8 protein-coding genes and 1 pseudogene are annotated in these 12347 nt (G+C 44.1%); 5 read left to right on the forward strand and 4 right to left on the reverse strand.

What is annotated here, in order from left to right; genetic code table 11:
* Positions 1-155 precede the first annotated feature (155 nt).
* The gene (locus NSQ29_RS28985) at positions 156-2171 is read left to right on the forward strand and encodes a bifunctional diguanylate cyclase/phosphodiesterase (protein WP_341126628.1); all 2016 of its coding nucleotides are present in this window, start codon (positions 156-158) and stop codon (positions 2169-2171) included.
* A gap of 95 nt (positions 2172-2266) precedes the next feature.
* On the opposite strand, the gene NSQ29_RS28990 is transcribed toward NSQ29_RS28985, so the two are convergent.
* Complete coding sequence (locus NSQ29_RS28990; protein WP_076285607.1) at positions 2267-3961, reverse strand: methyl-accepting chemotaxis protein; 1695 nt, start codon at positions 3959-3961, stop codon at positions 2267-2269.
* A gap of 248 nt (positions 3962-4209) precedes the next feature.
* On the opposite strand from NSQ29_RS28990, the gene NSQ29_RS28995 reads away from it, so the two are divergent.
* Positions 4210-4641: a MarR family winged helix-turn-helix transcriptional regulator gene (locus NSQ29_RS28995; protein ID WP_341126629.1), complete on the forward strand. Its 432-nt coding sequence runs from the start codon at positions 4210-4212 to the stop codon at positions 4639-4641.
* 88 nt (positions 4642-4729) lie between these two features.
* Here NSQ29_RS28995 and NSQ29_RS29000 read toward each other — a convergent pair whose 3' ends face one another.
* Entirely contained in the window at positions 4730-6589 is a 1860-nt protein-coding gene (locus tag NSQ29_RS29000; RefSeq protein WP_076285608.1) for an LTA synthase family protein, read from the reverse strand.
* Positions 6590-6872: 283 nt separating this feature from the next.
* Between NSQ29_RS29000 and NSQ29_RS29005 the strand changes: the two genes are divergently transcribed.
* Both NSQ29_RS29005 and NSQ29_RS29010 read left to right on the forward strand, forming a co-directional pair.
* Positions 6873-9179, forward strand: a complete 2307-nt coding sequence (locus tag NSQ29_RS29005) for a helicase C-terminal domain-containing protein (protein ID WP_341126630.1) — start codon at positions 6873-6875, stop codon at positions 9177-9179.
* Between the two features lie 53 nt (positions 9180-9232).
* A complete protein-coding gene (locus NSQ29_RS29010) occupies positions 9233-10201 on the forward strand; it encodes a Gfo/Idh/MocA family protein (RefSeq protein ID WP_042131437.1) in 969 nt (322 codons plus the stop codon).
* 76 nt (positions 10202-10277) lie between these two features.
* Here the strand turns inward: NSQ29_RS29010 and NSQ29_RS29015 are convergent.
* Positions 10278-10965: pseudogene (locus NSQ29_RS29015) on the reverse strand (CidB/LrgB family autolysis modulator).
* A complete protein-coding gene (locus NSQ29_RS29020) occupies positions 10959-11333 on the reverse strand; it encodes a CidA/LrgA family protein (protein WP_076285612.1) in 375 nt (124 codons plus the stop codon). Before NSQ29_RS29020 ends, NSQ29_RS29015 begins: the two are co-directional and overlap by 7 nt.
* A gap of 112 nt (positions 11334-11445) precedes the next feature.
* Between NSQ29_RS29020 and cidR the strand changes: the two genes are divergently transcribed.
* Entirely contained in the window at positions 11446-12339 is an 894-nt protein-coding gene (cidR, locus tag NSQ29_RS29025; RefSeq protein ID WP_339243845.1) for a cidABC operon transcriptional activator CidR, read from the forward strand.
* Positions 12340-12347: the final 8 nt, after the last annotated feature.

Below are 12347 nucleotides of genomic sequence, written 5' to 3' on the forward strand. Positions count from 1 at the left end.
TTCTGAATACAGAGTAGAATACATCTAAAGTTTCTTTTTATGGATAACCTATAATCTTTACGCACTCTTCCATATCTGATATTCGTGTACTGATTTTTTACTTGAGAAATACGCTGAGCGATTACGGGATTCAAAACCGGTGAAGAGGTTAACTAATGGATAAAATGGGAATCCACTATAATGTTTGGATTGTTTTACTATCATTTGTGCTAGCGGCGACAGTTACTTATTCTGCACTGAATCTGATTTCGCAAGTTTCACGTTCTACTGGCAAAATCCGACGTCTGTGGTTGATCTCGGGAGCTTGTGTGTTAGGCTGCGGTATTTGGGCAATACATTATGTTGGGATAATGGCGAGTCGCTTTCCGGCAGAGGTCAATTATTATCCAGGCAGATCTATAATATCACTATTAGTTGGTGTGTTATTCTGCTATTTGGCATTCCGGATCACATCTGTTCCTCAGTTAAAGATATGGAATTTAGTAGTAGGTGGTATTCTCTTGGGAAGCGGCTTTTCGGCTATGCATTATATCGGAATGTCTTCTATGAAGATTGCGACGAGGATTCATTATGATATATGGATTCAAGCCGTTGCTGTAATTCTGGTTTTGGTTTCGTCTTATATCGGATTATTGATGTTTCAAAAGTTTAAAGAATGCGCAGGGTTTCAGCGATGGAAGCTATACTCGGCGTTGTTTATCGGATTTTCAGTTACCGGATTGCATTACACAAGTGTAAAGGCTTGTCATTTTGAATATAACAACTTACCTGGAAGCAACCCTTTTTTTGTAGAGACTGATGTTATACTGTTAATGGCATTTTCGCTGGCAGCGCTACTTATGCTCGCAGTTTCTGCTGGCGCCGTATTTCTGGATCGCCATGTGCTTGAACGAATGGCTTATCAAGATCCGCTAACAGAGCTGCCGAATCGACATGGACTAGAACGCTATTTTAAAGATGAATTTTTTGAAAGTAGATCTGGTGCTGTTTTTATTGTAGATCTAGATCGCTTTAAGTCGATTAATGATACGTTGGGACATGATATAGGTGATATGTTACTACAGGAGGTCGCTGTTAGATTAATTCGTTCTGTAGGGGATAAAGGAAAGATATTCCGTTTAGGCGGTGACGAATTCCTGATTGCTCTTCCAGATTGCACGCTGGAGGGTGCGCAGGAAGAAGCAGGGCATATTATGCATGAACTTAAGGAATTCTATCGTATTCAGGGCAATGAGCTATATGTTACTGCAAGTGTTGGAATCAGTATGACTCCTATGCATGGGACTGATCGCTCAGCGCTAATGAAGGCTGCGGATACGGCTCTTTATACCTCTAAGGATTCAGGTAAGAATAAATGCAGTGTGTTCGACCAGGAAGTAAATCGCCATCAGTTACGGCGGATGTCGCTAGAGAAGGATCTTCGAAAAGCTTTGGCTCGTTCTGAGTTTATGGTTGTGTATCAGCCGAAATGGGATTCATATATGAATGTTACGGTGGGTCTTGAAGCGCTGCTGCGCTGGAGACACCCAGAGCATGGGATCATTTCGCCAGCGGAATTCATTCCTATTGCAGAGGAGACCGGACTGATCGTTCCGATTACCTATTGGATGCTACATGATGTGTGTAGCCAGAACAGGTTCTGGCATAAGGAAGAGATAGCTAACGTACCGGTCTCAATTAATATGTCCGCACGGATGTTTGAGGATGGGAGTCTATACGATGTTGTAGCGGAAGCACTCACATGTGCAGAATTAGAGCCACACTTTCTCGAACTGGAGATTACAGAGTCCATTGCGATGCATAACATGAAAGAGACGGTTGCACAGCTGTCTAGACTTCGAATGCTTGGGGTAAGAGTATCGCTGGATGACTTTGGGACAGGCTTCTCCTCCCTTGGTAATTTGGATGAAATCCCAGTGAACACACTCAAGATTGACCAAGTATTTATTCGTAACAGCAAGATGCACTCCAAGAAAGCTATTATCAGCAATATTATTGCGATAGCGACTCATCTTAATATGGAAGTCGTGGCGGAAGGTGTGGAGACACCAGAGCAGATTGAATTGCTGAAATCACTGGGTTGTAGAGTCATGCAGGGTTATTATTACGGTCGGCCGATGCCTGTACATGAGCTGGGTGAGTGGTTTATAGCAAATACGGCAGCGTCGTGATCTCAATACATAGAAGAGGGGCTAGCGACCAAGCAGAATTTCTCTGCTTGGTCGCTAGCCCCTTTAAGTTTAAGAACTAACATGAATAAGAAGAATTATACTTTGAAACGTTCAATTAGAATCTGTAGCTTCTCAGCTAGCGAGGAGAGGAAACCTGCGGCTGACTCCACTTCTTCCATGGCTGCAAGCTGCTCTTGTGAGGAGGCGGATAATGTTTCCGCACCGCTTGCTGTCTGATTAGCGACGTCTACAATATTCTGTAGAGTAGTAACGAGACCATCGGAGATGGAGGCTAGCTCGCGGACTGTTCCGGAAATCTGCTGACTTTGTGAAGCCATCCCAGAGACAGACATCTCAATCTCGGAGAAGGATTGACCTGCTGTTACGATTAATTCCCGGCCTTGATCCATCTCTTCTGTAGAGCGCTTCATGGTTTCTCCTGCTTGGTCCATCTGACTTACGATGATGCTTACGAGTTGTCCGATTTGAGCAGCAGATTGGGCGGATCGCTCGGCAAGCTTGCGTACGGATTGTGCAACTACCGCAAAGCCTCTTCCCTCTTCTCCGGCTCTTGCAGCTTCAATGGCTGCATTCAGCGACAGCAAATTGGTTTCTTCTGCGATGCTCGCAATCGTGCCCACAATATTCTCAATTTCCTTGGAGTAGCCGCCCAAGGTCTCAATAATGACAGCTAAATCAGTGATGCTGTCACTGACGATGCTCATCTGTTGTGTAGTAGAGTCCATTGCTTCTCGACCTGTACGAGCCTTTTCGGCGTTACTGGTAGCATTATTCATTGCGTTATCAGCATTTCCTGCAATCTCTGTAATGAAGTGTGACAAGTCTTGTACAGACTTATATCCACCCTCCAAATTTTGCAATTGTGTATTAGCTCCATCAGCAAGTTCAATCGAAACGTTGACACTGTACTCACCAGCACGGTTAGTTTCCTGTGCACTGGCAGAGAGCTCTTCGGATGAAGACGCCACCTGCATGGAGGTTTCATTAACTTCGGTAATGAGCATGCGCAAGCTCTGCGTCATGCCGTTGAAATTTCGAGCTAGTGTACCAATCTCATCCTTGCTGTTGAATGAAATAGGATCATGAGTAAGATCACCCTGTGCAACAAGATTTACGCCTCTGGATAGCTTTGTTAGTGGACTTACCATTCGGCGGATTAAGAGATATGCTGCCACAATAGCAATAACTAGAATGGAAGTCCCGATAATAAAAGGCTGAACAATGATGTCTCGGGTCCGTTCTTGAATTAATGGGCCATCGAAGTTAATAGCCATTAGAGCGACTATAGGCTTGGACGGATCATGATCCTGATAGATGGGGCCGTAACCCGTCTTAAGTGAGGTACCTTCGTATGTATAAACCTTGGAGTAGGCGGAATGCTTAGATGTAGTGATCAATTGCTTCTCTTCATCTGAGAAATAAAAAGTGTCGCCTGCTTTATAACCTCTTGCTTTGAAGCTTGAATCTGCGGCGAGGATCTTTCCGTCTAGCGATAAAATGAAGGCCTCTTTAAAAATAGCCTTATGTGCCACAATCCAACCGATCCGGTCTTCGACAGCCTCCAATTTGCTTTGATCTCCTGCAATTAACGCGGTAATATCTGATGGGTCAATCAGCCCGGTTGTAATATTGGCGCATCCTACCAATTCGATACCTGCTGCTTCATCTACTTGCTTATACGCAGTACGGTATCCGAAGAACCCGATGGATGATCCAACAAGAAGTAACACGATGAACATCATCCAAGTTAATTTAGTTGCCAATTTCATTCTTTGCACCAACCTTGACAAAATATGTTTTCGGAGACAATCGCTCTCACTGCTACGATTATAGCGTATCGTTAAGCCTATGACCTTACATAGAATATAGTATTTTTGTGTCGGATATTGTAAAATGGTGGAAAAAATATGGAAATAAACGTGATTATGAAATCTTTAGTAGACAAAAGCATTGAATCCTGATCAGTTCTAGTGGTACGCTTGTGTTATTAAAAAACGGATTGGGAGTTGAAACAAGGATGCCGCATCAATTAGATCCGTTAATAGAGCGTCTTGGATTATCCATGTGGAGAGTACAGCGTAAGATCATGTCTCAAAGGACTTTGCATAAAGAACTCGGACTTACCGTACCTCAGATGGGTCTATTAAATATAGTAGCGAAAGAGAAAAAGTCGCGGGTGGTACAACTGGCGGAGTCTATGGAGGTCAAATCAAGTGCCATTACCGTGATGCTCGATCGCCTGGAAGCGCTGGGTTTTATTAAGCGTGAGACGGATGGATCGGACCGAAGAGCGGTTGTGGTGACCATCACCGAGCAAGGTCAGCAAATACTTGAAGAAGGACATTTACGTTCAAAACAGCTGCTTGCTGAGCATTTATCTATACTGAAGCCGGAAGAGCTGCAAAAGTTTGCGGAGTACTACCGTATGATCGAGGATCAGGAACGGTAAATCTCTAGCTTTAACTTATAGATACAGAAAGAAGGCCACCTTCTCCGGAGAGAAGGTGGCCTTCTTTGAAATATAATAATGATAAGTTCTAAGGTTCAATTGGTTTGTCTGGCAGCTGCGTAATATAGCTATGGGAAAGCTGTAGAAGTCTCAATGCTCGGTTGTATTCATCCTCAGTAGCAGCCGGTGCTTTTCCATTATAAATAGGGTATTGGGTATTATCTTCAAAGCTGTTACCCGGAATAAGCAGTCCTGAGCTGGAAATGAAAGATCCAGAAGGTAAATAATATCTTTCTGGCAGCAAATTATAAGTCTGACTGAGTAGATCTTGACCGAAAACTAGGTTATTCTCTAATGAAATTCCAAGAAGACCAGCAGCAGTTGGCATAATATCCACTTCGCCACCGACTTGCTCTAAGGTCTGTGATGCTGTGCTGTCTCCTGCATGAATGAGCAGAGGAATGTTTAACATATCCGCATAGGAATATTCATGACCATAAATTTCAGTCATTAATTGCTTATCATCATGATCGAGAGAATAAATAGGCAGTCCCATATGGTCTCCATAAATCATGATCACGCTGTTATCCCATACGCCATTCGCTTTAAGCTCTTCTACGAAATGTCCGAAGGCATCATCCGCATAGTTCTGGGAACGGATATAGTCACCCACAAAAGTACCTTCGTAACGCTCTGGTAGCTTCATGCGGTATTTTTCCTCAGGAATTGTGAATGGATGATGCGCTGACATCGAAATGATCTGAGCGTAGAAGGGTTGACCCTCGTTGCTCATTTCTTTCAGTTTGTCAGCAGTTTTACTATAGAGCGTATCATCAGAAGCACCGAAGAAGAAAACATCATCTTCACCAAAGAATGAGCGATCATAATAATGATCGAAGCCCAGTGAGTCATACAGCTCACCACGGTTCCAGAACTCTACGACATTGGTGTGGAAGGTTGCGGTCTGATACCCATTGTCTTTAAGCAAGCGTGGCAGACTTGGTAGCACCTTATCTACATAGGACATCGTTGCCGCACCACGCGGAGGGATGTAGGCGGATGTGTTCACTACGAATTCTGCATCTGACGTATTCCCTTGGCCTACCATTTGATAGAAATTAGGGAAGTAAAGACTATCCTTCATTACCTTGTTCAGGTTCGGTGTAATCTCTTGCCCGTCTAGCTCAAGACCCAGCAAGAAGTTCTGGAAGGATTCCAATTGAATGATAATAAGATTTTTGCCTTTAGCCGTGCCATGAAGTGGAGAACTAACCGCAGTATTAATCCCCTTCACTTTGTTGATGGCATCTTGTGTAATGTCACTTGATTGCACAAGCTCTGGTTCTTCTTTTGCAAAGATCGTATAGGCTTCGTAGTTAAGAATACCCATCTCCTGAGCTTTCTTAATTTCGTTCATACTAGCCTTATTAGGCAAAATGTTGAACAAGCATAAACCAAGTGAGACTGCGAATAGAACACTATATTTTATTTTTCCGTTACGACGGTTGATATTCTCTTTTTTATAGACACGGCCTTTCTTATTAAAGAAGAAATAGCCTCCTAGGACAATAATATCTGTAAAGATTAACAGGTAGTAAGGATCCATCAGTGAGAATACGCTGTTGCTGACAGCTGTGACTTGATTCACCTGTTCTGCGGCATGGTAAGTTACAATGACACCATAATATTTAAAATACATAATGGCTGCGAAAAAGATGGCTGTTACTAATAAATTGACTGTCATGTAATATCCAAGCTTTCGTTTGGAGGCGAACCGCTCAATAATACAGAAGAGCGCCCAGGCAAAAGGGATTTCTGTCAGTAATGATTTCCAAGGCAGCACATCATCAAAAATGACGCCCCAAGCCAGAAATGCTTTTAGGATAAAAAGTATTGTGAAAAACACAAAAGGTTTAATGATCCAACGTTTAATATTAAAGGATGACACAGCTTCCCCCTCTTTCTACATGATAAAACGCCATTTCTCAAACAGGACGAAACAGCACCAAGACAAAATGACTCCATAGTAATAAAATTTATTATGCAGGGCTAGCAGAAGAAAGTCAAAAACCGAAAGCGTAAGTATAAGCTTTGTGGAGTGCGTAAAGTTAAACACGCATAGGTGAAAGATGATGTTTATGCTATCCCATGGGGTTATACAGTGATTAAAGGACCGAAATAGACATTGGGAACAAAAAGGATATATGGATAATTAAAGGAGGTGAGAAAAGTTGGATCATACTGTAACCCTATCCGTTAGAACTCTCGTCGAGTATGTTTTTCGCAGCGGTAGTATTGAGCCTGGATTTCATGGTACTTCCTCTATGGTTGAAGGAACACGAATTCATCAGAAAATCCAAAAGCAGTATAAGGAAGGTGACCTCAAGGAGGTCTATCTGAAAACAGAGATCCCTTATGGTAGCATACTCTATATTGTAGATGGGCGCTGTGATGGACTGCTTGTTTCGGAGGATGGGAGCCTAATCGTCGAAGAAATCAAATCAACCTCCGGACTGCTGGATATGCTGGAAGAGGGACATGAGGTTCATTGGGCTCAGGCGCTGATGTACGCATATATGGTATCGCTGGAGCAGGAGCTTTCTTCTATTCAAGTAAAGCTTACCTATGTCCACCGGGCTACTGATGAGCAAAAAAGCTTGTACCGAACGTTGTCTTTAGATGAACTGATCTCATTTGCTAATGATACCGTAGCCAGATATGCTCCGTACGCTGAGATGATGGTTCGTCATGATGCTAAGAAAGAGCAGAGCCTTCGAGAGTTACAATTCCCGTTTCCTTCTTATCGAAAGGGACAACGGCATTTTGCCGGAGCGGTGTACAAATCCATCGTAGAAAAGGTCAGTCTGTTCGCTCAGGCGCCCACAGGCATCGGAAAAACAATGTCGACGCTGTTCCCGGTCCTTAAAGCAATGGGCGAAGGACAAGCTAAAGGATTGTTCTATTTAACGGCTAAGACGGTTACCCGTTTTGCCGCGCAGGAAGCAATCTCGTTACTGCTGACGCAGGGACTTCAGCTGCATGTCATCACACTTACTGCTAAAGAGAAGACCTGTTTTCATGATGAAGGGATTTGCGGTAAGGATTCCTGTCCCTATGCGGAAGGCTATTATGATCGGATTAATGATGCGGTAATGGATCTGTTAGAGCATGAGACACTGATGAGCAGAGACACCCTAGCACTGTATGCTCACAAACATAAAGTGTGCCCGTTTGAGTTCTCGCTGGATGCAGCCTATGCCTGTGATGCGGTGATCTGCGATTACAATTATATATATGATCCTCGGATCAGCCTGAAACGGCTAACAGAGGAGAGAAAGAGAGAAACGGTGCTTCTGGTAGATGAAGCACATAATCTGGTAGACCGGGGACGAGAGATGTTCTCTGCCTCTTTGCTGAAGGCCCCCTTTCTAGAAATCCAGCGTCAGTACAAGGAATTAAACCGTAATTTGAGTGCTGCAGCTAAATCGGTGAATGCTTTTTTTATCTCCCTTCGCAAAATTTGTAATGAAGAGGGGCAAGGGCAGTGGGCTTCGTTCCCGGAGGAGCTGCCAGCCTTGCTTGAGATATTTTCTTTGGAGGCGGAACAGGAACTTATTCACCCGAGCGCCAGCATTGTTCCTCAGAATGGAGAAGGAGAGAATGTTCTCCTGGATACCTATTTTGCAGTTCAGGGGATGCTTCGCACCTTTAAGACCTATGATGAACGATACATAACTTATGCTGAGGTTCGGCGCGGCGATGTGTACTTGAAGTTATTTAATTTGGATCCATCGCATTTGCTCCGACAAATGTCCAAGAGCTTTCGAAGTCAGATTCTGTTCTCTGCTACGCTTTCTCCATTATCGTATTATCGGGATATGATTGGTGCGGTGGAGGAAGATTACAGTTTAACGGTCTCATCTCCTTTTCAGAAGGAGCAATGGGAAGTGACCGTGCTGCCTGTCTCCACACGTTATCATGACCGGGAAGCTTCCCTAATCCCGTTAACTCAGGCATTGAATCAAATGGTTTCAAAGAAGGGCAATTATCTGGTGTTTTTTCCTTCATATCTCTATTTACAAAACGTATATCAGGCCTTTACGGAGAATTACCCCGAAGTACGGACTTTGATGCAGGATACAGGCATGAGTGAGCAGGCTAGAGAAAGTTTTTTAGCAGCATTTAGTCCAGATAATGACGAGACGCTGTTAGGGTTTGCTGTACTCGGAGGGATCTTTTCGGAAGGTGTAGATCTGCCAGGAGACCGTCTCAACGGGGTAATGGTTGTTGGAGTTGGCCTACCACAGCTTGGTCTTGAGCGTAATCTGCTGCGTCAGTATTTTAATGCCAGAGGTAAAAATGGCTTTGATTATGCTTATGTCTACCCGGGAATGTGCAAGGTATTGCAAGCTGGAGGCAGACTGATTCGAAGTGAAACAGATACAGGCATTATTGTGCTTGCGGATGATCGCTTTTTGCAGAGTCCTTATATGCATTTGCTTCCCGAAGAATGGAGAGATTATCTTATCCGCTCATAAGAGGGTATAATCTATGAAAAGGTATTCATAATCAATCGGCAGGAGGAAAAAGAATGACATTAAAAGTGGGTATTGTGGGTACGGGTTGGTTCTCTAAGGTACATGCTGATTTACTGGCAGAGATGGATGATGTCCGTTTGCAGGCGGTCTGCGGAAGCAGTAAGGCTAAAGGCGAAGATATGGCACGTCCATACGATGCTGCTGGATATGGTGATATTACGGAAATGCTGGATGCTGAGAAGCTCGATGCTGTTTATATTTGTGTGCCTCCACAATCTCATGGTGCGATCGAACGATCATTAATCAAGAGGGATATTCCCTTTTTTATAGAAAAACCGCTTAGTATGACTACTGAAATTCCTGCAAGCCTACTTCAGGATATCAAAGAACATAATTTGTTAACCTCGGTAGGATATCATTTCCGCTATCAGGAGAACATTAAACGTCTGAAAGAAACTTTGCGTGGTGACAAGGTCGGTATGATTATGGGGCAATGGATGGGCGGCATGCCAGGCGTAGCTTGGTGGCGTGATCAGAAGCAATCCGGAGGACAATTCACAGAGCAGACTACACATATCGTCGATTTAGTGCGCTATCTAGCGGGAGAAGTAAAGGAAGTCTACGGTATGTTCGGAAACCGGATTATGCATGAACAGCATGAAGGTGTGAGCGTTGCAGATGTAGGCACCGTATCCCTGAAACTTGAAAATGGAATTATTGCTAATATTTCAAATACATGCGTTTTACCTGATGAGGTGGGAAGTGTAGGTCTTAGCTTCTATAATGATCGGGGACTTTTGGACTGGAACCCGGATCGTCTCTTGGAAGTGCGAAGCGGCAATAGTACCGAATTTGAGAATACAGGAAACCCATATTTAGTAGAAAGTGAAGCCTTCATACATGCTGTACGGACGGGCGATCGCTCGCGCATTTTATGCGACTATGAGGATGGATACAAAACCCTAAAAGTCACCTGTGCAGCCTACGATTCAGCGCAAAGCGGATTGCCTGTTAAGTTCTAGGGTTTGATTCATAGAAAAAGGACATGCTACTTTAGATGTACTAAAGAGACATGCCCTTGGCCCAAGCTGGGTTAGCCTAGTGGAGGAATATCGCGAGCAAAGCTGGCGCCACACCTATAGATAACAGCGCGGACAGAATCATCGCAATACTGGAGATGGTTCCGGTCAGTGAACTAAGCTCGAAGGCTTTAGATGTTCCTGTACCATGTGCAGCGGTTCCCAGCGATACACCGCGCGCAATTTCATTCTCAATGCGGAAGATGCGAAGTACAGTAGGGCCCATCATTGTACCCAGTATCCCGGTAATAATGACGAAGACTGCCGTACGTAATACTTGGTACACCGCCGATACTTTGCGAGATGCTCATAGCGATCGGTGTAGTTACCGAACGTGGGACCAGACTAGCTGCCAGATCGCCGCTAACATGCAGCCATTTGGCGAGCAGAATGGAAGAGATCACCGCAACTATCGTCCCTGACAGCACGCCTGCCGCAATTTCGGCGGCGTGCTTTTTGAGTACCTTGAAGTTCTTATGCAAAGGGATGGCAAAGGCCATGGTTGCTGGTTGCAGCAAATTCGTCAGCCATTTTCCTCCCGCATTGTATGAGTCATAAGTAATGCCTGTTATAAGCAGAAAGATGATCATAATCACTGGTGTGATGATTAATGGAGAGGTGTAGACTTTACCAGTAGAAGCATAGATACGTTTCGCGAGTAAATACACCGCGACCGTGAGAGCAAAGAATAACAGAGCGTTTAACATGATCCTTTCCGCTCCTTCGCTTTATAAATTCTACTGGTAAGTAATCCGGAACTAGCCATCACAACAAATGTGCCTAAGACGACAACGGCAAGAATGCGTAATCCATCCGTTTCCAGAATATTAGCGTATTTCATTACACCTATAGCAGATGGAATGAAGAACAGCAGGAGCTCGGCGAGTAGCCAAGAAGCACCAACTTCTACCCAATTCAGACGAATGACACCGAACTCAAGCAGGAGAAACAATATAATCATTCCGAGTATGCTTCCGGGAATAGGGATATGCAATAATGGGGTCACAGCATTGATAAGTAAAGAGAATAACATAAGTCCCGCTACCTGCAGCAAGCCTATAACAATCTTTTTCATAAGGCTTCGCTCCTTTCATGATAATGAAAGTTTACATCAATTGTTTTCATAGGTAAAATGAATAGATCGAATAAATGACATTCCTTTTGTCTATGGATTAGGGGGCGCATAAATGGATATCCGACAATTAGAATATTTCGTTCAAGCGGCACGAATGAAAAGCTTTACCAGAGCTGCTGAATCATTATATATAACACAGCCCACGATCAGTAAAATGATTCGGAATATGGAGGTCGAACTGGAGGCGGACTTGTTCTACCGTGAAGGGAAGAGTGTAAGGCTTACAGACGCAGGGGAAATTTTGTTCACCAAAGCGCAAAATATCGTGGAGTCTTTCGCTAGCTTGTCTTCCGAACTGGATAACTTACGAAATCTGGAGCAGGGCCACATCCGCATCGGCCTGCCTCCAATGGTAGGAGCGAGCTTTTTTCCATCGGTGATTGGTCAATTTCATAAACGTTATCCGCAGGTTACGATTCGTCTTCATGAGGATGGGGCCAAAAAAGTGGAGGAAGATGTAGAAACGGGACTGCTGGACATTGGAATGGTCGTATTGCCTGTAGATACAGCCAAACTTCATTGTTTTACCTTTGTTGAAGAGAAGCTGAATCTTATTTTGCCTATGGGACATCGGCTGGCCGAGGCAGAGCTTGTTCCGCTAAGTGAGCTGGCAGAAGAGGAGTTCGTGCTATTTCGAGAGGATTTCACGCTGCACGATCGGATTATTACGGAATGTGTAAAAGCTGGATTTCAGCCGAAGGTTATATATGAGAGTTCACAATGGGACTTGATCAGCAAGATGGTAGCTGCGGGAATGGGGATCGCATTATTGCCGGAAACCATTTGCCGTGACATGGATCGCTCGCGATTGGTAGTCATTCCTTTGACAGATCCGGTGATTCCTTGGCAGATCGCTATGGCATGGCGTAGAGACCGTTATTTATCTTTTGCAGCACGTGAATGGATTTCTTTTGCAAAGGGACTATTGAGAACAGTACCCAAATGAGCTTCCCC

Origin of the sequence: Paenibacillus sp. FSL F4-0236 (assembly GCF_038000135.1) — a bacterium.
Taxonomy (GTDB): Bacteria; Bacillota; Bacilli; order Paenibacillales; family Paenibacillaceae; genus Paenibacillus_AQ.

What these genes read in the sequence shown, in the direction of transcription:
- NSQ29_RS29010 (WP_042131437.1), top strand. Translation starts at nt 9,233, where the DNA reads ATGACATTAAAAGTGGGTATTGTGGGTACGGGTTGGTTCTCTAAGGTA.
- cidR (WP_339243845.1), top strand. Translation starts at nt 11,446, where the DNA reads ATGGATATCCGACAATTAGAATATTTCGTTCAAGCGGCACGAATGAAA.
- NSQ29_RS28985 (WP_341126628.1), top strand. Translation starts at nt 156, where the DNA reads ATGGATAAAATGGGAATCCACTATAATGTTTGGATTGTTTTACTATCA.
- NSQ29_RS28995 (WP_341126629.1), top strand. Translation starts at nt 4,210, where the DNA reads ATGCCGCATCAATTAGATCCGTTAATAGAGCGTCTTGGATTATCCATG.
- NSQ29_RS29020 (WP_076285612.1), bottom strand. Translation starts at nt 11,333, where the DNA reads ATGAAAAAGATTGTTATAGGCTTGCTGCAGGTAGCGGGACTTATGTTA.
- NSQ29_RS28990 (WP_076285607.1), bottom strand. Translation starts at nt 3,961, where the DNA reads ATGAAATTGGCAACTAAATTAACTTGGATGATGTTCATCGTGTTACTT.